Annotated in this window: 15 protein-coding genes; 8 read left to right on the forward strand and 7 right to left on the reverse strand. The window is 58.7% G+C overall.

The window, feature by feature from the left end; all coding sequences use genetic code 11:
- The first annotated feature begins 1 nt into the window (after position 1).
- The gene (locus ACIK7D_RS13090; protein ID WP_400156506.1) at positions 2-1,270 is read left to right on the forward strand and encodes an O-antigen ligase family protein; all 1,269 of its coding nucleotides are present in this window, start codon (positions 2-4) and stop codon (positions 1,268-1,270) included.
- Here the strand turns inward: ACIK7D_RS13090 and ACIK7D_RS13095 are convergent.
- From ACIK7D_RS13095 to ACIK7D_RS13115, 5 genes are all read right to left on the reverse strand, one after another.
- Positions 1,267-1,761, reverse strand: coding sequence for a hypothetical protein (locus ACIK7D_RS13095; RefSeq protein ID WP_003523808.1), 495 nt, complete (start codon positions 1,759-1,761; stop codon positions 1,267-1,269). The two genes, ACIK7D_RS13090 and ACIK7D_RS13095, sit on opposite strands and share 4 nt — an antisense overlap.
- An 85-nt stretch (positions 1,762-1,846) precedes the next feature.
- Positions 1,847-3,205 (reverse strand): HlyD family type I secretion periplasmic adaptor subunit, encoded by a 1,359-nt coding sequence (locus ACIK7D_RS13100; protein ID WP_035262274.1) that lies wholly within the window; start codon positions 3,203-3,205, stop codon positions 1,847-1,849.
- Positions 3,206-3,213: 8 nt separating this feature from the next.
- Positions 3,214-5,418 carry a type I secretion system permease/ATPase gene (locus ACIK7D_RS13105; RefSeq protein WP_269313487.1) on the reverse strand — a complete coding sequence of 735 codons (2,205 nt, stop codon included), beginning with the start codon at positions 5,416-5,418 and terminating at the stop codon, positions 3,214-3,216.
- 82 nt (positions 5,419-5,500) lie between these two features.
- A complete protein-coding gene (locus ACIK7D_RS13110) occupies positions 5,501-7,519 on the reverse strand; it encodes a hypothetical protein (RefSeq protein ID WP_400156507.1) in 2,019 nt (672 codons plus the stop codon).
- A gap of 152 nt (positions 7,520-7,671) precedes the next feature.
- Positions 7,672-8,637 carry a fibrinogen-binding protein gene (locus ACIK7D_RS13115; RefSeq protein WP_400156508.1) on the reverse strand — a complete coding sequence of 322 codons (966 nt, stop codon included), beginning with the start codon at positions 8,635-8,637 and terminating at the stop codon, positions 7,672-7,674.
- A gap of 914 nt (positions 8,638-9,551) precedes the next feature.
- On the opposite strand from ACIK7D_RS13115, the gene ACIK7D_RS13120 reads away from it, so the two are divergent.
- Positions 9,552-10,325 carry a helix-turn-helix transcriptional regulator gene (locus tag ACIK7D_RS13120; RefSeq protein WP_035262289.1) on the forward strand — a complete coding sequence of 258 codons (774 nt, stop codon included), beginning with the start codon at positions 9,552-9,554 and terminating at the stop codon, positions 10,323-10,325.
- A gap of 59 nt (positions 10,326-10,384) precedes the next feature.
- On the opposite strand, the gene ACIK7D_RS13125 is transcribed toward ACIK7D_RS13120, so the two are convergent.
- Complete coding sequence (locus ACIK7D_RS13125; RefSeq protein WP_080819142.1) at positions 10,385-10,735, reverse strand: hypothetical protein; 351 nt, start codon at positions 10,733-10,735, stop codon at positions 10,385-10,387.
- Positions 10,736-11,128: 393 nt separating this feature from the next.
- On the opposite strand from ACIK7D_RS13125, the gene ACIK7D_RS13130 reads away from it, so the two are divergent.
- The 5 genes from ACIK7D_RS13130 to ACIK7D_RS13150 are packed head-to-tail and all read left to right on the forward strand — an operon-like array spanning position 11,129 to position 16,564.
- Positions 11,129-12,151, forward strand: a complete 1,023-nt coding sequence (locus tag ACIK7D_RS13130) for a UDP-glucuronic acid decarboxylase family protein (protein WP_080819141.1) — start codon at positions 11,129-11,131, stop codon at positions 12,149-12,151.
- Between the two features lies 1 nt (position 12,152).
- Positions 12,153-13,136, forward strand: coding sequence for a UDP-glucose 4-epimerase GalE (gene galE / locus ACIK7D_RS13135; protein WP_020811999.1), 984 nt, complete (start codon positions 12,153-12,155; stop codon positions 13,134-13,136).
- Complete coding sequence (locus tag ACIK7D_RS13140) at positions 13,133-15,070, forward strand: glycosyltransferase family 2 protein (RefSeq protein ID WP_400156509.1); 1,938 nt, start codon at positions 13,133-13,135, stop codon at positions 15,068-15,070. The genes galE and ACIK7D_RS13140 overlap by 4 nt, the downstream gene beginning before the upstream one ends.
- Positions 15,071-15,084: 14 nt before the next feature.
- Entirely contained in the window at positions 15,085-15,588 is a 504-nt protein-coding gene (locus ACIK7D_RS13145; protein WP_003523821.1) for a DUF995 domain-containing protein, read from the forward strand.
- Positions 15,589-15,601: 13 nt separating this feature from the next.
- Positions 15,602-16,564, forward strand: a complete 963-nt coding sequence (locus tag ACIK7D_RS13150) for a glycoside hydrolase family 26 protein (protein ID WP_135397305.1) — start codon at positions 15,602-15,604, stop codon at positions 16,562-16,564.
- Positions 16,565-16,615: 51 nt separating this feature from the next.
- On the opposite strand, the gene ACIK7D_RS13155 is transcribed toward ACIK7D_RS13150, so the two are convergent.
- Complete coding sequence (locus ACIK7D_RS13155) at positions 16,616-17,800, reverse strand: AGE family epimerase/isomerase (RefSeq protein ID WP_400156510.1); 1,185 nt, start codon at positions 17,798-17,800, stop codon at positions 16,616-16,618.
- A gap of 433 nt (positions 17,801-18,233) precedes the next feature.
- Here ACIK7D_RS13155 and bcsN point away from each other — a divergent pair, with 433 nt between their 5' ends.
- A complete protein-coding gene (bcsN, locus tag ACIK7D_RS13160) occupies positions 18,234-19,130 on the forward strand; it encodes a cellulose biosynthesis protein BcsN (RefSeq protein WP_400156511.1) in 897 nt (298 codons plus the stop codon).
- Positions 19,131-19,183: the final 53 nt, after the last annotated feature.

Consider the following 19,183-nt stretch of genomic DNA (forward strand, 5'->3'; position numbering starts at 1 on the left):
AATGCGGATCGCCAAATCGGCGCTGATCGATCCCGAACGCAATGAGATTTACGGAATGGCGGCGGTTGCGCTGTCATTCTTCGTATTCGCTTACTCGTCGCGTTTCGGGCAAATCTCGGTTCTGGCCTATTATGGCATGTGGCTGCCGCTGGTGGTGGTCGACTACCGGCGCGTGCTCGGCAATTATCCGCGCTATCTCTGGATATTCGCCTTCGGCATCTTGACGGTTCTGTCCAGCTTCTGGTCGGAGGCGGCGTCGGTGACCATGCGCGCCTCCATCCAGTATATGACGCATATCGTCTGCGCGCTGATCGCCATGCGGGTGATCTCGATCCGGACCCTGACGCGCGGCGCGCTGATCGGCATCGCCGTCGTTCTGCTCTATTCGCTGCTATTCGGCATTTATCTCTTCGATGCGCTGGATGGCACCTATAGTTTCGTCGGCGCTTTCTCTTCCAAGAACCAGCTCGGCTTTTATGCCTCGCTCGGCGTCATTTTTGCCGCCGCATCGGTGCTGGTGCTCAAGCAAAGGGGCATCTGGTTGCCGATTGCCGGCGTCACCGGGCTCCTGTCGGCCTATAGCCTCCTTGCGTCGCAATCGGCCACATCCACTATTACCACGGCGGCGGTGGTCGCGCTCATCATCGGCTTCATTCCCATCGGCATGCTTTCGCCGGCGAACCGAAAGATGACGTTTTTTGTGCTCGGTGGTCTCGGCGCATTGCTGGCGGTCGCTTCCCTGCAATTCGGCCTGCTAGACGCCATTCTTGGCATTTTCGGCAAGGATTCGACGCTGACCGGCCGAACTTATCTCTGGCAGCAGGGCATCGAGGCTGCGAAACAAACGCCGATCCTCGGCGTCGGTTATCAGGGGTTCTGGGTTGCGGGTTTTCCCGATGCCGAACGACTGTGGAACGATTTCTTCATTACCGGCCGCAGCGGCTTCCATTTCCATAATACCTATATCGAAACCGTGGTGGAAAACGGCTTCGTCGGCATGCTGCTGCTTGGCATGGTGCTTTACGGAACGCTGCTCGGGCATCTGCGCTCGGTGCTGATGCGCAAGAGCGATCCGCAGGGCGTCATCCTGTTTGCGATCTGCGCCCTGTTTGTCGTGCGTTCCTTCGTGGAGATCGACATCATCTTCCCCTACCAGATCGGCTCGTTCATGCTCTATTTCGCAGCCGGTAAACTGTGCCTCCCGGCAAGGGTTGCGGAGGGGAGCGAACCTCACCCGGCAATCGGCATGCGGTTACAAACGAGAGCCTAGAGATAATCCGCAGAGACATGCGGACTGGCATGGATGAAACTCCACATGTCCTTGCTGACATCGACGATGTCGGCGATGGATTTTTCGAGCTGCCCGATTTCCTTCTCGTCCATGCGCTCCACCTTGCCGTAGCGCACCTGACTGTCATCCTCCACCAGCCGCATGAGCTGCGTGCTGGCGATTTCGCCCTTTTCGTCGAAGGAATAGATGCAGTGATTGTATTTGTTGCGCGTCTTTGCTTCCTTCTTCAGCCGCGCCATGATGGAGAGGATGGTCTTGCGATCCTTCGCATCGGTGGAGGGAAGCTTCGCCAGGCGCTCGATCAGATCCATGCGCGCCCGCGTGGTGTTGAGCGTCAGGAAGACGACGATGGCCGCTTCCTTTTCCACTTTCAGGAGATGGACGATCAGATAGATCATCAGGCTTTCCGTGTTGGTCCACACGTAATTCAGCCTGCCGACCAGCAGCAATACATCCGACATCGCCGCCATGCCGCTTCTCCCGCCCCGACGAAACATATTTGGATATTATATGCCGACCGCTGCGGAAAAGACAGTGTAGGTTACTGATATTTCTTCATCTTTCCTTGAAAGCACGGGACATGCTGTCGGAGATCGGCTTGGTCAGATATTCGAAGAAGGTGCGCTCCGAAGTCTGGATCAGCACGTCGGCCGGCATGCCGGGCACGGGGTGGAAATTGTGAACCTTGGCGATTTCCTCGTCGGGTATCTGCACTCGCACGATATAGACGTCCTTGACCTGAAGGCCGGCGTTTTCCTCGATGCTGTCGGCTGAAACGTAAAAGACCTTGCCATTCAGAACCGGTGTGGTGCGGCGGTTGAGCGCCGACAGGCGGATCGCGGCCGTCTGGCCCTCATGCAGCTGGTCGATGGAGGTTCTCAGCACCTGCGCCTCCAGAATAAGGGGCACATGAGCGGGCAGGATTTCCATGATCGGCTTGCCGGTGGTAATAACGCCGCCCGGCGTGTGGTAATAGGCGCGTACCACGGTGCCGTTGACGGGGGAGCGGATGACGGTACGTTCCAGCACTTCGGCGGCGCCACGCACCTGTTCGCGCACGCTGTCGAGATCGGATTCGGCAGTTTCCAGCGCATCGAGCGCCGCCTGCTTGTTGGCGTTGACGGCAATGACCGCTTCCTGCCGGAACTTGGCGATTTCCGCCTCGCTCTGGTTCATTTCGCCACTCAGGCGGGCGATATCGCCCATGGCGTCGGCGATGGCGCGCTCCAGTGCCAGCATGTCGGTCTTGCGGATGACGCCGTCCTTGGCGAGCCGCTCCTTGGAATCGCGCTCCTGTGTCAAAAGCGCCAATTGCCGGTCGAAGGACTGTTTTTGGCCGTCATACCCCGCATAGCGGAACTCCAGAGACCGGATATTCTTGTCGATCAGGTTCATCTGTTCCTCAAGCTTGATGAGTTTGCTGTGGAACACGATGTTCTGGCTCTGGATAATGGAATTGATATCCGGATCGCCGGCTTCCTTCATGACGATATCGGGCACCTTGAAGCTTTTTGCGCCCTGCGCCTCGGCGCGCAGGCGCACGACGATGGTTTCCAGGCGAAGCCGCCGCAGCTGCAACATGCGCTCGTTGGCAAGCGCCGTCGTCTTGTCCAGCGTCAGAAGAACGTCGCCTTCCTTGACCGTGTCGCCTTCGCTGACCATCATTTCCTTGATGATGCCGCCTTCCAGATGCTGGACCACCTTGTTGTTGCCGGTGGCGACGAAACTGCCCTGGGCGATGATGGCGGAGGAGAGCGGCGCAGTGCCGGCCCAGAAGCCGAAACCGCCGAAGGAGGCGAGCAGCACGGCAAGGCCGATCGAGCTGTGCAGGCGGATCGAGCGCGGCACTTCGCTATACCATTCGAGCTGGCCCTGGGGTTTGACTTCGGCAATGGCGTTTTTCTTTTTGAACATGACGGTTCTCAACCCTCGATCTGCGGGGACTGGTTGGCCTGGCGGCCATTGCCGGAAAGCGCCTTCAGCACGTCCATTCTTTCGCCGAACATGGCGACCGATCCGTCCTTCAGCACCATGATCTTGTCGACGCATTGAAGCAGCGCCGGCCGCTGGGTGATGGTGACGGTGGTGATGCCCTGTCTTTTGGCGTGCAGCAGCGCCTTGGCCAGCGCCTGTTCGCCCTGCGTATCCAGATTGGAGTTGGGCTCATCCAACACCACGAATTTCGGATCGCCGAAAAAGGCGCGGGCAAGTGCGATGCGCTGTTTCTGGCCGCCGGAAAGCGGTGCGCCATCAGCGGCGACCACGGTTTCATAACCCTGCGGGAAACCGGCGATCAGCTCGTGCACATCGGCCAGCACCGCCGCTTCATAAATCTGCCGGTCCTCGATATCGTCGCGCATACGGCAGATATTGGCCTTGATGGTGCCGGGGAAAAGCTGCACGTCCTGCGGCAGATAACCGATGCTTTCACCGAATTGTCGCTGGTCCCAGTTGCGCAGATCCATGAGATCGAGGCGCACATTGCCTGACGTCGGTAGAATGGAGCCCACCAGCATCTTGCCGAGTGTCGTCTTGCCGGAGCCGGAATTGCCGATGATGGCGAGCGACTCTCCCTTTTTCAGCGAAAAGGAAATGCCGTTCAAAATCACCTTCTTCTGCGGCGGCGGCACGAAGAGGATGCGCTCCACATCGAGACGCCCTTCCGGATTGGGAAGGCGCAGACGCGGGAAGTTCAGCGGCGAATTGATGAGAAGCTGCTTGATGCGGCCATAGGAGGCGGCGGATTTGTTGAACTGGTGCCAGCCTTCTATCGCGCCTTCGATGGGCGCCAGCGCCCGGCCGGAAATGATGGAGGCCGCAATCACCATGCCGCCGGTCAGTTCGCCGGATAGCGACAGATGCGCGCCCCAGCCGAGCAGCGCCACCTGGGTAATCATGCGCGCCGCCTTGGAAACGCCGGAGAACATGATGTTGCGATCCTGCGCCGCCACATGCGATTTCAGCGAGCCGGCGGTTTCGCGGCCCCACATTTTCACCGCTTCGGGGATCATGGCGAGCGCATTGATGATCTGCGAATTGCGCGACATGGAATCGAGGTGGAAATTGGCGCGGCTGAGATAACCGGAAGCCTCGGAAAACTGTCTTGCGGTGAAGCGCTGGTTCAGCCAGGCGATGCCGAACAGCACGGCGCAGCAGACCATGATGATGATGCCGAGATGCGGATGGACGAGATAGACCACCACGATGAAGAGCGGCATCAGCGGCGCATCGAGAAAGGCGATGAGCGTGCCGGAGGTGAGGAAGGAGCGCAATTGCTGCAGATCCTGCAAGGTCTGATAGTCCTTGCCGCTGCCATGCAGGGAAGCGCGGGCGGCGGCGGACAGGATCGGCGCGCCAAGCTGCACCTCGAGTTCGACGGCGGTGCGCATCAGGATGAAGCGGCGGATGGCGTCCATGAAGGCCTGCAGCAGAACCGCGCCAAGGACGGCGACCGTCAGCATCACCAGCGTATCCATCGAACGGCTGGTCAGAACCCGGTCGGAAATCTGGAACAGATAAAGCGGGATGGCGAGCAGCAGGACGTTGATGGCGACCGTGAACAGCATCACCACCACCATGTTGCGCCGCACGGCGGCGATGCCCTTGGCAAGGCTTGCGGCGAAATTGATCGGCTCGCTGCGTTTGTGAAAACCGCTCTGGCTTCCACCGCCGCCGCCACCGCCGCCGCCACCGCCGTTGTCCGTCGGCTCCTTGCCGCCGCCGCCCGTCACCGGCCGGCGTTCGTTTTCACGGATCGGACCGTCATTATTGTCGATGGTCTTGACGAAAGGCAGGTCGGCATTGTCGATCTTGGCCTGCGGTTCCGGCGGGGAGGCGGGTTGCCGGTCCCGTTGAGGTACCGGCCTTTCCGGGGGAACATCCCGCAATTGTTCCGCCTGTTCCGTTTTTGCGTGCGGTTGGGAGAGAACCTGTGGGGAGGCGGTCTGTGCAGGGGATGAAATGTCTTTTGCCGTCTGTTCAGCGCCGGATAATTGGCGCAGGTTTTCGACGGCTTCATTGATTGCTGAAATACAGGCGTCCGTCAGTTTGCTGTCTTCCGCGTCCTGATCCAGCGGCAAGTCCAGCGAGCGTCCATCGGCAATGGTTTTTCTAGAAATATGATCCATTTTATATCGGTCCCCTCGATGTTCTTATAGTGTCTGCGGTTCGGCTGTGAGGGGACGTGTTTGCCGCCCCGCTTGCCAAAATCTACGCGGTCACCGCCTGCATGACGTCGGCCGGATGGGCATTCGACCATGACAGGTCGTGACCGGCATTGATGACGCCATTGGATTCGTTTTCGATGGTGGCGGGATCGTCGTGAAGAAAGGCGATGACCTCGTTCGCCAGTTGGCCTTGCTGGGGTTGCGACGTGTCGTTTTCGATGATGCCGCCCTGTATCAGGATGGCATCGGAATAAACGCCGCCGGCGACATAGGTGGTGGAGCCGAAGCTGTCGTAGTCGACGATCTGCGCCAGATTGACCACGGCATTGCTGCCGGTATCGATATGGACGGTGGCGTCCTCGTTATTTTCAAGAACCTTGGCGGCGGCCTGCGTCACATCGTCGGAATCGCCCAGCACGCTCACCTGTTTTATGATGCTGACATCGTAGAGATTGCCGGTGATATAGAGGACGTTCAGACCCTCATAGCCGGCGAAATTGACGTCATGGGCAAGCGCATCCGGCATGTTGGGATCGCGCTCGTTGATGGCGTTCACCGTCTGGTTCATATAGTCCGGCATTGTTTCGAAACGGTCGTTGCTGCCGACATTGTGAATGGCGGCGTCGTTCCACAGCAGGTTGTTGCCGGACTGGATGGTGGCGCCGTCCGGCGCATCGGAATTGGCGCGCGCCCAGTCATTGTCGTAGAGCACGGCGATCTGGCTGATGATGTTCATGTCCAGCACATTGCCGCCGACGATGATCAGATCGTATTGCATGCCGATGCCGAGGAAATTCGCAATGTTGAGCGCGGCGTTGCCGCCTGTCAGCAGGCTGACGGTGGCGCCCGAGGTCGTTATCGTCATCGTGTCGTTGTCGCTGACGAACTGGTATTGCTCGATCCAGTGCACGAAGGAAACGTCTCCTTCCAGCACGCTGACGCGCCAGGCGGTCGGAAATATCGGCGGTTCGCCGTTTTCCTGACTGCTGTTTTCCGTGTTTTCAGCGCCCGGATAGACGCTGCGCTCGAAGCTGGCGATATTGAAGGCCGCCGTCGCCGCCTGATCTTCCGACCGTGTGAAAACGGAGTCGATCTCGTCCCGGTCGCTATAGATATAGGCCTGGGTGATCGCGTCGATCTGGTGATAGTCGCCCATGACGGCGGTTACCGACGTCATGACGCCGGTATTGACCAGCGTAGCGATGTTGGCGACGACATTGGCGCCTGCGGCGACATCGAGGCTGTTGCCGGCAGGGCTGTCCTCATGCAGCGAAACATCGCTCTTTTCCGGCTCTTCCACGGGCTTGGCGATACCGCGATCGGGCATGTAGTCGTCGAGCATCGGCTTTTCGCTGGCTATCAAGCCGTTGATGTAAAGCCCGTCGATGTCGTTGCCGGCCAGAACGAAATCCTGATCCGCACCGGTGCCGAGCGACGTCACGTCGTTTTCGCGGGCATGGTCGATATAGTCGTGCGCGGATTTGGCGAGCGCCTGCAGGGCGTCGTAACTGTCGGTGCGCTGGAAACCGGCGAAAGGCGTGAAGGCGGACGCTTCATTGTAGAACTCGACGGTGCGCTCTGTCACGAAGCTGGTGTCGCGCCACGCATAGGGGCCGTCCGTCATGTTCAGATAGTCGTCGTCTTGAAGAATATTGACCTGCGCCACATGCGCGATGACCGAACCGGGACCGGTGTGAACCACCAGTTCATATTCCTCCTCAAAGGAAAGTCGGCCGGGAAAACGGAAATTGACGCCGGAAATATCGACAGGGATGGCATCTGCGAGCCGCTGCATGTCGTGCTCGACCATGCGCGCGAAATGCGGCTGCAGATAATCGAAATCATAATAGCCGGAGCGGTAGTTGACGCCGGGATCGTAGTCCTTGAGCGGAACGTCATAGTTCTTGTCGAGCAGCTTTGCTGCTTCATCGTCCGGCAAACGGTCCGGATCGGAATGCGCCGGGCCTTCGCTGTAGTTGGTTCTCAGACGCGCTTCCTCGATCACCGTGTCGAACAGGCCGATGAAATGCGCAATCATGTCCGAAATCTTGTCGATATGCATTGGAGGTCCCTCCCTGATCATCGCGGCAGAGCCTTAAGGCTGCGGAGGGCACACGTCCTGGAGGCGGTGCTTCCTTTTACGCAACCCCGGTCCTTCAACCGCGAACTGCACCGGCGGGTGCCGGTGCAGCTCTTTTCGTCAAGAGGTGGTTATCAGGAGTGATCCTCACCGACATCAGACACATGCGAGTTACCGCCTGTGATCGTGACATCAACTGCGTTGGAGAGCATGTTGGCGCCCTGCACCAGTTCCAGATGGAAGCCGGAATTTGCAAGGATTGCCGATGCATCCGCAGTGCTGGTGCCTGCTGCGTCGTCGCCGGCCTTGAGGTCCCATCCCTTGCCGTCGATGCCTTCGGCGCCATAGGCGTCACCGGCATTGGCGCTCAGGTGGTTTTCCGCACCGCCATTCTGCATCTTGATGTCATAGGCCTCATCCTGGTCTGCCAGGTGGTTGGCCTGCACCATGCTGAAGCCGGTGTCGTTGCCATCGCCATTGAGCGAGCCGTTGAGGATATTGTCGACATCGAGGGTGAAGGAGAAGTCGTCACCCAGATTGAAGGTGAGGTCTCCGCCGGCGATGCCCAGATTGCCGACATCCTTGACGCCCGTGATGTTGCCGAAGTCGTCATCCGACTTGTAGAAACTGTCTGCGGAGTTGAAGCTGTCGGAGGTCGTCGTGGTCTTGGTGGAGGTGTCGTTGTCGGAATAGTTGGACGTTTTGGTGTCCGTATCCGTGATCGTTTTCACATTGGTGTCGTTGTCGCTGTACGACTTGCTTTCATAGCTCCAGTCGTAGTCGACCTTGATATCGGTGTTGGTTTCGGTGCTGGTCTTGGTGGTCGTGTCGTTGTCGCTATAGGACTTGCTGTCATAGCTCCAGTCATAGTCGTTGTCGCGATTGTCACCGTTATTGGCGTCAACATCGATCTTGGCGTCAACATCCACATTGGTGCTGTTGTCGCTGTTGTCGTTGTTGCGGTTTTCACCGTTTGCGGTGCCGACGTTGCTGTCTTCCACCTTGGCGTCATTGGTCGACGTGTTGGCGAAACCCTCGGAAAGCGCGCCGATCTTGGTGATATCGTCGTCGCTGTCGGCAGACTTATGATCATAACCCATTTCGATTTCCTCCGAAAAAGCTCGGAGCAGCTTTCGAAATCCCTCTCATCTCAAACGGGATTTTTTCGCGCTTGCCCCGGGTAGCATGAAGATTGATGTTTTGCAGATGCACTCGGTACGCATCATCTGCGGTTCGGTAGTGGCCCGTGATCAGGCTCTTTTCGTTCAGCCCTTGTGCGCTACTCGGTAAAACGGCGCACAAATCCGTTCCTCGCTCCAGCAGGGGAGCGCGGTGGCTTCGTCTTTTCGCTTGCATGGTTTCTTGAAAAGGGACCGGCGTTTTTCAAACACACGTCAAGGCCGGAGGTGTCTTTCCATCGGTCGTTGTTTCCAGCGACGGTCAGACTGTGCCGCAGAAAAATTGCGCTTCCTAGATATCAATTCGGGTTAAACCCATCGGCGCTTTACCCGAATATATATGTCGCTGGCGGTTGTCGGCGGGTCCATTCGCCGGTTTGGCCTTAAAAAAACGCCGCTTCGTCAGAGCAGAGCGGCTTTTTTGGGAAACATGGTTTATTTCGGTGGAAAAAGGCCTTTATCCCGAAAAGGAACAGGCTGCAGCGTGCTTTGCCGGCGAGCTATGTAAAGGGATATCAACTAAAAGTTATATTTTCCCGGAAGGCAAAACCACAGCGAAAGCTTTTCCGATGTGTTTGTTTTTGCAGCGGTTACAGAATGAACGATTCTATCCCGGCGTAACCTATTTTGTATGTCAATTGTAAAAAATAACCCGTTTGGGCCATTTATTTACACAGCTTTTCGTATTAGCGTGTGTTAATTAACGGGTAATTAATGATAGTTGACATGGCCTAAAGCGGAGAATCGCCCCCAAGTATTCAGGGGAAAGATAGCCGGCGGACAACAGACTGCACAACCAAAAGAAAGTAATGCGTAAGCGCTTGAGGGAGGCGTCAATGTTCATGGGAACGTCAGATTATGCGGCAAAACAAAAAAACGCCGTTGCTCCTATAAATGGAACTTTATTGGTCATAGCGGATCCGGACCTGTTTTCCGAGTGCCTCATGGAGGCGCTGGGCAAAAAGTTCCCCACATTCGCGGTGGTGAGCGTAAGGTCGTCGGCGGGCATCGAGGACGACTACGGTAACAATGTACGGCTGGTTTTGCCTTACCGGATGTCGGGGGATCGTCTTCATGCCGTTCTTTCGGAGGTTCGGGAAAAACATCCCGATGCGCCGATCGCGCTCGTCGTCGAAACCATCGATAAATTCGAGGAACCGCTGAAAAGGCTGGTGGGAATGCGCGTCATCGATGGCGTGCTGCCGCTTAATCTCAGGCTCGATGTCTTCATGGCGGCCGTCGATCTGCTCATGAAGGGCGGGGAACATTTTCCTGCGGCTCTTCTCGGCAAGCTCACGCCCTATTCGCCTTCGGTCAACAGCAAGAGCGTTCAAAGCAATGCCGTGATCGCCAACCGCGCCGATGCCCTTGCCGCAAGCAGGAGCGACGTGGCGGCGCTGACGACACGCGAGGTGCAAATCCTCGATCTGCTTTGCAAGGGAACGCAAAACAAGATCATCGCTGATCGGCTGCATCTGTCCGAGAACACCGTCAAGGTTCACGTTCGCAATATCTATAAGAAAATGAACGTGCGCAACCGCACGGAGGCGGCGTCGCGCTTCTTCAATAAAGATGAAGACACGACGTTCTCCGGCGGCTGGAAGAACTGAGCGTCAGGGCGGCTAGAGCCGTCCGGACGCCAGTTCCCTCCGGTATTTCTCCAGGAGGCTCAGGGCCTCAGGAAGCAGCGGGATTTCTGCCCGAATCCGCTCGGGGAGCAGATATAGGGAGAGGAGCCCGAGTAGGACTGCCGCGATGCCGCGGGTGTGCCCGAGGCATCGGCAACAAGCGTAACGGCCGCGTTGCCGGTTTTTTGATAACCGTAGGACGCCTTCGCCGGAGCGACCCGGCTCTTGGTCGTGGCAGTATTGGCCGACGCGGTCTTGATGAGAACGGCGTCTTCGACCACGGAGCATGAAGCCGTCGTGAAGGTGAAAGTTACAAGTGCTGCGGCAACAAGCGCGAAGCGACAATGGCGGGCTGCTTTGCCGCTATGGGAATAAGGCATTTCATTCGTCATGTGTGTCCCCTGAAATCGACTGTCTGTCGCATCTCGCCGGGCGGTTTTGTTCCCGGTGGACCGAGCCTTACAAAACCAGGATAGCCCCGACTGGTTGAGCGAAGCTTGCGCTAATGCTCAATAAGAAAGGCATAATAGAGGCATAGTTAAAAAGTATTAAATCAAGGGGCTATTTTGAGTAATTTTTGGTAATCAATTGTAATATTTTGATAAAATGAAGTTGACCTGTTTTCTGTCGCGCCTATCATGAAAGTTGAAATTTATCCGATCGAAATATTAAACCTCCAGAAGAAGTAAAAACCGGAGGATGATATTCAAGATATCGTACAATCGGGAGTTTGATCCAGTTTAGGTGAATCAGCTGCGCTGATTCCTCATGGGGAGGATTGTGTAATGCGTAATTTCGTTCCCAACGAACACGACAACGGTGTCACCATCTACTCCGAATGGAGACCTGGCCAACGCGTTCTCGTTAATGGCGGCGCCGGTTTTCTCGGTTCCCATCTTTGCGAGCGCCTGTTGAGCTGCGGTCACGAGGTGATCTGTCTCGACGATCTTTCGACCGGGCGCACCGCGAATGTGGCGCATTTGCGGGACAATAAGCGGTTTTTGCTGGTCGAGCACGATGTGCGCAAACCCTATGACATTGATGTCTCGCTGATCTTCAACTTCGCTTCACCTGCTTCGCCGCCCGATTACCAGCGCGATCCGGTCGGCACGCTGCTCACCAATGTCCTGGGTGCGGTCAATGTGCTGGAAGTGGCGCGCAGATGCGGTGCAACCGTCGTGCAGTCGTCGACATCGGAAGTCTACGGCGATCCGCACGTTAATCCGCAGCCGGAAACCTATTTCGGCAATGTAAATACAATCGGGCCGCGAGCTTGTTACGATGAAGGGAAACGCAGCGCCGAAACGCTGTTTTTCGATTATCACCGTAGCTTCGGTGTCGATATCAAGGTGGGACGCATCTTCAACACCTATGGGCCGCGCATGCGACCCGATGACGGACGTGTGGTTTCGAACTTCATCGTTCAGGCTCTGAAGGGTGCCGATATTACCATTTACGGCGATGGCAGCCAGACCCGTTCCTTCTGCTATGTCGATGACCTGATCGACGGTTTCCTGCGCTTCTCGGCCAAGCCGAAGGATTGCACCGGGCCGATCAATATCGGCAACCCGAGCGAAATTCCGGTGCGGCAGCTCGCCGATATCGTCATCCGCATGACGGGCTCCCGTTCGCGCATCGTGCATCTGCCCGCCGCGATCGACGATCCGCAGCAGCGCCGCCCCGATATTTCGCGGGCAAAGGAACTGTTGAGATGGCAGCCGCGCGTGCCGCTCGAAATCGGCCTGGAAAAAACCATCGTCTATTTCGATGCATTGCTGGCCGGCAAGACTGTGGCGGAGGCCGTATGAGATGCCCCGCACAATCCTCGTCACGGGCGGGGCCGGATTCATAGGCAGCCACATCTGCAAGGCGCTGGCCCAATCCGGCTTCAAGCCCATCGCTTACGACAATCTCTCGACGGGTCACGCGGATTCGGTTCGCTGGGGTCCCTTCATCGAGGGCGACATTCTGGATCGTGGCCTTTTGAAAGCCACGCTCAAGGAGTTTTCGCCGGCCTTCGTCATCCATTGCGCCGCCAATGCCTATGTCGGCGAGTCCGTCGAGGATCCACGCAAATATTACCGCAACAATGTCGGCGGCAGTCTTGCGCTGCTGGATGCCTGTCTCGACCAGAATATCGGCGGGCTGGTGTTTTCTTCCAGCTGCGCCACCTATGGCGTGCCGCCGCAATTGCCCATCCGTGAGGAAACGGCTCAAATGCCGGTCAATCCTTACGGACGCACGAAGCTGATCTTCGAAATGGCGCTCGATGATTATGCCGCCGCTTACGGTCTGCGTTTCGTGGCGCTGCGTTATTTCAATGCCGCCGGGGCCGACCCGGACGGCGAGCTTTACGAGCGCCATGAGCCTGAAACCCATCTGATCCCGCGGGCACTGATGGCGGCTGCCGCAAGGCTCCCGCAACTGGATGTCTTCGGGGCGGATTACGACACCAGCGACGGCACCTGCATTCGCGATTACATCCATGTCAGCGATCTGGCCGATGCCCATGTGGCTGCTGTCAATTATCTTGCCGAGGGCGGAGAGACGCTGCGCGTCAATCTCGGTTCCGGTCACGGTACATCGGTCGGCGATATCATCCGGGCGATCCACCGCGTGACGGGGCAGGAAGTTCCGGTCCATTTCGGCGCAAGGCGCGCCGGCGATCCGCCAGCCCTGTTTGCGGATATCAAACGTGCGGAAGAGACGCTCGGCTTTATCCCGAAGCGTTCGGATATCGACACCATCATCCGGACGGCAGGTCCCGGTTTCGGACTGGAGGTGCGGTCATGAAAGCCCATTCCACCCCTTCCGTTCCATCTGCCCGCGCGGTCGCAGTCGCCGGCGATTTGCGGATGCTGCCGGTCTTTGCCGGCTGGAACCGCACGGCCTATCTTCTCGGCATCGGCGGCTGGCTGGTGACGCTCGCTTATTTCTGGATCTGGTGGCTCGATCGCGATCGTGTCATCGACTGGCCTTATTATACCGTCGTTACGATGACGCTCGCGTGGATCACGCTTCTGCCATCCTATTTCATCTTCATCTTTCTGAACGCGAAGGTTGTCGACCGGCGCTCCCCTCTGCCACGGGGCAGGGTGGCGATGGTCGTCACCAAGGCGCCGTCGGAACCTTTCGCGGTGGTGCAGAAGACGCTGCTGGCCATGCTCGAACAGAAGGGCCTTGAATTCGACGTCTGGCTCGCGGATGAGGCTCCGGATGCGGAGACGCTGAAATGGTGTGGCGCGCACGGCGTTTTCGTTTCCACCCGACAGGGTGTCGCGGAGTATCATCGCAAGACCTGGCCGCGGCGCACACGCTGCAAGGAAGGCAATCTCGCTTATTTCTACGATCACTACGGTTACGAGCGTTATGATTTCGTCGCCCAGTTCGATGCGGATCATGTGCCGGAACCGGATTATCTGCGCGAGATCATCCGTCCCTTTGCTGATCCGAAGGTGGGATATGTTTCGGCCCCGAGCATCTGCGACGCCAATGCCGGTGAAAGCTGGGCCGCGCGCGGCAGGCTTTATGCCGAGGCGAGCCTGCATGGCGCGCTGCAACTGGGTTACAATAATGGCTGGGCGCCGCTCTGCATCGGCTCGCATTATGCCGTGCGCACCAAAGCCCTGCGGGAGGTCGGCGGCCTTGGGCCGGAGCTTGCCGAGGATCATTCTACCACGCTTTTGATGAATGCCGGCGGCTGGCGCGGCGTTCATGCCGTCAACGCCATCGCCCATGGCGACGGACCGGTGACCTTTGCCGATCTCATCGTGCAGGAATTCCAGTGGTCGCGCAGCCTGATGACCATTCTGCTGCAATATTCAAGGCACTACGTGCCGAAGCTGCCGCCGCGGCTGAAGTTCCAGTTCCTGTTTTCGCAGCTCTGGTATCCGCTGTTTTCCGGCTTCATGGCGCTGATGTTCGTGCTTCCCGCCGTTGCGCTGATACGCGGCGATGTGCTGGTCAACGCATCCTATCCGGCATTTCTGGCGCATTTCCTGCCGGTTTCGCTGATCATGATCGTGTTTGCCTTTTTCTGGCGGGCCACGGGCGCATTCCGCCCGCATGATGCGAAGCTCTTCAGCTGGGAGGCCATGGTATTTCTGTTCCTGCGCTGGCCCTGGTCGCTGATGGGCGTACTGGCAGCGATACGCGACACGATCCGTGGCGATTTCGTCGATTTCCGCATCACCCCCAAGGGCACGCAGGCAAAACCGCCGCTGCCGCTGAGGGTCGTAGCACCCTACATTCTTCTGGCGGCGCTCAGCCTTATGGCCATGGTTCTGGCGCCGCGTGAGAACGGGGCGGAGGGCTTCTTCGTCTTCGCCGCCATCAATGTGGCGATCTATGCGGGCCTTTCGGTGTTTCTGCTCATCCGCCATGCGATGGAAAACGGCTTGCCAAGGCTGCCGGCATTGCGCGGGGGAGCGACCGCCGCCGCCTGTTCGTTGCTGCTGGTGGCGGGCAGTGCCGTACAGCTCAGCTCCCATGCGATCGGCGGGCTGGAGGCCCTGTCGCACGGGCAGCCCTATGTCAGTTTTACCGAAACGCGGTTCACGGTCGCCGGTGCGGGCGTGGAGGGTGCGAGATCGGTGCGTCTGAAACTGCGCATTGCCGTACCGGGACTGCGCGGACCGCAGGAAATGCAGGCGGAACCCATCGTGACGCCGCCGCCGGCGGTGGCAACCGGAGAGATCATGCTGGCCGACAATAGGGTCGGACAATGAAGGAGGAGGCTGTGATGAAAACAACAATAAGCAAATGCGGATTCTCCGCTTTCGTACTCTGTCTTGCGGTGGTCGTGCCAAGCGCGGTCCACGCTGCAGGCGGCACGAAGACGCCGAAACCGCTCAGAACCAGCGAAGTCGTGGACATGTACTTCGACAAGACCTGGAAATGGGAAACGGGCGGTGGACGCTTCATCGCCCAAGACCGCAAATTCATCGCCGCAACGGAAGAAAAGGGCAAGAAGTCCATCGGTGAAGGCCGCTGGACCGTCGATGCCAACGGCACCCTGTGCATGCGCGCCACCTGGAAAAGCGCTGCAGGAAACGGCAAGGCCGATACCTGCTTCGACCATGGCCGCATTGGCAAGGTGCTCTACCAGCGCAAGCAGGGCGGGCCGTGGTATGTGTTCCGGCACAACCCGCCACGCCCTGGCGATGAGTTCCTCAAACTCGTCCGCAAGGACGATGTCACGCCGCAGATCGCCGCTTACGACAAGGCGATGACGGCAACAAGGTAGGGAGTAAGGTGTCATGCAGATAACAAGAAGAAAACTTCTGTTCGCAGGTGGTGCCGCCGCAGCCTTTACCGCCGGCATGTATCCGGTGCTCAAGCTCGACGCACAGGGTGTCGCCCCCATGACGTCGACGGGCATGAAGACACTTGCCGACAAAAGACCGACATTGCATGCGGACGGTATCCGTTTCGGTGCCTACGATCCGCACGGCGATTTCACGGCCCAGGCCGGGGTGGCGTCGGAACATCTGTTCCTGCCCTGGGAAGACGTGGATCTCGACAGTCTCGCACTTGCGGATGCCTACGCTCTGGAGCGCAAGCGCAACGTGCTGATCACGGTCGAACCCTGGTCCTGGGACGTTAACTGGCGGCTCACCTCCGACGAGTTGCGCCGCAAGGTGATGAGAGGCGACTATGACCAGAACATGCAGGCGATCGCCGCGCGCATGTCGGCGATGAAAAGTCCGCTGATCCTGCGCTGGGGACAGGAAATGGAAGACACGTCCGGCCGCTTCTCGTGGTCGGGCTGGAACCCGCGTGATTACATCACGGCGTATAAACGCATGGTGGACATGACCCGCAAGGCTGTTCCCAGCGTCAAGGTGATGTGGTCACCGAAAGGACTGGACGGTCTGCAGGCCTATTACCCGGGTGACAGCTACGCCGATCTGGTCGGCCTCTCGGTTTTCGGTCTCGAGGAGTACGACAAGATCGAATATGGCGGACCGAAGACCTTCACCGATCTGCTGCGCAAGGGCTATGGACTTGTCGAAACCTTCAACAAACCGGTCTGGGTTGCCGAACTGGGTTATGAAGGCGGCGATTCCTATGTTCGTCCGTGGATGAATGACGTGACGCTGAAACAGGCGGATTTTCCGAAGCTGGAAGAGGTCGTCTATTTTAACGACAAGGATGTTCACCCCTGGCCGCACAATCTCGGCAGACCGGACTGGCGCGTCGTGCGCCCGGCCAAGGTCTGATCTACGCCCAAAACCGGCGAGCGGCGATGCCGCTCGTCCGGTGGTCCGATACTAGTTGGCCGTCGCCAGCACAGCCTCCGCCTCATATATGGCGCAGACGATGTGATAAAACGTGCTTGCCGGCGCCGGCTCGTTGAGCATCGGCCTGTCGGCCGGCCATTTGTCGAACCACAGGCCCTTGACCGGTGTGTCGAGGAAAGGCTGCAGCGCGCCGATGGCGCTGAGACCGGAGGCGAGGTAACGCTGACGCTCCTCGCCGCCCGTGACGCTTGCAAGCCGCACCGCAGCCTTCAGCCATTCCGTCTGCGGCCATAACCGCGCCAGCCCGTCATGCACCGAAAAATCGTCGTAGAGGCTCATCACCGCCACCTTGCGGCGCGGGCAGATGCCGTGCTCTTCACCGATCTCGAACAGCCGTTTTGCCTTGCCGATCGCTTCATCGTTTCCACGCAGGCTGCCCCAGCGCACCAGAAGCCAGGCCCATTCGAACTGGTGGCCGGGTTCCATGATCCGGCCTTTGTCGCTGTCATGCGGTGTCCAGTCATGGGCGAAGAATTCGCGCAAGCCGCCATTGCCGCCATCGATGAAGCGGTTAAGCGCAAGATCGGCGATCTCGTCGGCCAGCGCCGACCATGGGCCGTCCGGGTCCTGCACCTCCCAGGCCAGCATCGCCTCGAAGAGATGCATGTGCGGATTGGAGCAGAGCGGCGTGCGCGGCGGGTTCGCTTCCTCGAAACCGGCGACCGGATGTCTGTAGTCGCGTTCGAGGATGGCAAGGATATCGAGCGCCCGGCCGCGCATCTCGTCCTGGCGCTCGGGAAGGCTTGCGGCCGCCTGTGCGGCGGCAAACAGCGCAAAGGCTTGATTGTAGAGATCGAAGGAGGGATCGATCAGCCGGCCGGTCTGGTCGGCAAGGTTGCCGTAAAGGCCGTTTTCAAGGCGATAGACCTTCTCGAACCAGGAAAGCCCGTGCAGGAGCGCGTCTTTCCACGGTCCCTGCCAGCCATGCTGGCCGGCGGCGGCGAAACAATAGGCCTGGCGCGGCTGCACACGGGCGCGGCGGTCATCGGAAAAAACCGGTTTCGCATCCTGGCCGAGACGTTCGTAAAAGCCGCCATCCGGGCGAGCCGAACCCGCCTCCCACCACAGGGGCAGGGCGTCCTCATCCAGCCATTTGCGTAATCTTCCGATCTCTTCGGCAAGCGTCTGCGCGATGCTCGGAAATTGCAATGTCATACGTCAACTCTCTGTTTTTACAGTTGAATAAAATGCGGGCCAATAAAAATACGTCATTATGGAGGCAAGTAGACCATGGGACATATTGCGCTGCAACCGTAAAATTATCGACCCGGCAGGAAGCCAACCCCCGGCAGCGCGATTGGTTCCGCCTTCTTCCGCGGCGAACATGGGGCGGCAACGATGATTCGTCAGTCATAAAGTGTCAGAAATTACAACGCAAATTTGAGATTGCTTATTCGTAGTCCTCACGTATTTCGTAACGATGGTCTGGTCATTAGTGATTCGGTTTCCTTTTAACCTGGGCGGCGTTGGGGAAATAAAGGGGCGTAAGGCAGTGAATTTTTCTGCCTATACTTCATTGCTGTTCTCCATTGCGGTTCTGTCGGGCTGCAATACTCCCGCGGGCGTCCGGTCCTTCGGGGGACCCCAGATGCTGTCTCCTTCCGAGGCGCTGGTTTTCCCGCCGCCCGGTGGTCCCGAAATCGTTACCGTGGTCAACCGCACCTATTCCAACGCCGTGACGCAGCAGGTCATCTTGCGCTCCGAGGCCGCCACGCCCGGGCAGAACTACATCAAGGCCGAGTTTTTCGGTCCGCAACAGGCCGGCGATACCGGTGGCGACGCCTTGGCTTTTTCCGGTTTCAGGGCATCTTCCGTCGCGCGGGAAATCCGCGCCGAGTTTCCGGGCGAAAACATCGCCATGTCGGCAAATTACCTGCAGAACGGTTATGGCGCGTTCTCCTATGCTGCCGGCAGCGGCCGGGGTGACGATACCTGCCTTTATGGCTGGCAGGACATACGCTCGCCGGAAAGCATGCGGCAGGATTTCCGCAATCTCGGGCGCATCAAGGTGCGGCTGCGCCTTTGCCAGTCGGGCGCAAGCGTCGAGCGGCTGCTGGCTGTCATGTATAATTACACGATCACCGGCACCTATGCCTCGCCCAGCTGGAACCCTTACGGCACGCCGCAGGCGGTGGATAAAAATCTCGGGCGTCCGGGCCATCCGGTCTATCCCATAAAAGCGGATGAGGTGCCGATGCGGCCCGGCGGCGAGGTGACCGCCAGCGTGCCGTCCCGGCCCGTTCGCCGCACGGCTGCCGTTGCGCCGCCCGCCCAGCCGGAACCGCAGCCGCTTCCACCCGTTGCTGCAGTCAGTATCCCGTCGCCCACATCGGCTGGCGCACCTCTCCAGCCTGCAAGGCCCACGGGCAGGCATCTGGACAGTGTGCCGGCGGATAGCGGCCGGCAACCGTCGCAGGCCCCGCAGGTATCCATTCCGTCGCCCGCATGTCTGTCCGGTTCGGGGGTGACGTCAGGATGCAGGTGATCGCCGGAACCAGCGGGAAAGAGCACGCCAAGGCGCAGATCGCAAAAACTCCG

Origin of the sequence: Agrobacterium sp. P15N1-A, from assembly GCF_044626815.1 — a bacterium.
GTDB lineage: Bacteria > Pseudomonadota > Alphaproteobacteria > Rhizobiales > Rhizobiaceae > Agrobacterium > Agrobacterium leguminum.

Bases quoted from the DNA above. Each gene is read 5' to 3' on its own strand.
- ACIK7D_RS13090 (WP_400156506.1), top strand. From the start codon at position 2: ATGCGGATCGCCAAATCGGCGCTGATCGATCCCGAACGCAATGAGATT.
- ACIK7D_RS13095 (WP_003523808.1), bottom strand. From the start codon at position 1,761: ATGGCGGCGATGTCGGATGTATTGCTGCTGGTCGGCAGGCTGAATTAC.
- ACIK7D_RS13100 (WP_035262274.1), bottom strand. From the start codon at position 3,205: ATGTTCAAAAAGAAAAACGCCATTGCCGAAGTCAAACCCCAGGGCCAG.
- ACIK7D_RS13105 (WP_269313487.1), bottom strand. From the start codon at position 5,418: ATGGATCATATTTCTAGAAAAACCATTGCCGATGGACGCTCGCTGGAC.
- ACIK7D_RS13110 (WP_400156507.1), bottom strand. From the start codon at position 7,519: ATGCATATCGACAAGATTTCGGACATGATTGCGCATTTCATCGGCCTG.
- ACIK7D_RS13115 (WP_400156508.1), bottom strand. From the start codon at position 8,637: ATGGGTTATGATCATAAGTCTGCCGACAGCGACGACGATATCACCAAG.
- ACIK7D_RS13120 (WP_035262289.1), top strand. From the start codon at position 9,552: ATGTTCATGGGAACGTCAGATTATGCGGCAAAACAAAAAAACGCCGTT.
- ACIK7D_RS13125 (WP_080819142.1), bottom strand. From the start codon at position 10,735: ATGACGAATGAAATGCCTTATTCCCATAGCGGCAAAGCAGCCCGCCAT.
- ACIK7D_RS13130 (WP_080819141.1), top strand. From the start codon at position 11,129: ATGCGTAATTTCGTTCCCAACGAACACGACAACGGTGTCACCATCTAC.
- galE (WP_020811999.1), top strand. From the start codon at position 12,153: ATGCCCCGCACAATCCTCGTCACGGGCGGGGCCGGATTCATAGGCAGC.
- ACIK7D_RS13140 (WP_400156509.1), top strand. From the start codon at position 13,133: ATGAAAGCCCATTCCACCCCTTCCGTTCCATCTGCCCGCGCGGTCGCA.
- ACIK7D_RS13145 (WP_003523821.1), top strand. From the start codon at position 15,085: ATGAAAACAACAATAAGCAAATGCGGATTCTCCGCTTTCGTACTCTGT.
- ACIK7D_RS13150 (WP_135397305.1), top strand. From the start codon at position 15,602: ATGCAGATAACAAGAAGAAAACTTCTGTTCGCAGGTGGTGCCGCCGCA.
- ACIK7D_RS13155 (WP_400156510.1), bottom strand. From the start codon at position 17,800: ATGACATTGCAATTTCCGAGCATCGCGCAGACGCTTGCCGAAGAGATC.
- bcsN (WP_400156511.1), top strand. From the start codon at position 18,234: ATGCTGTCTCCTTCCGAGGCGCTGGTTTTCCCGCCGCCCGGTGGTCCC.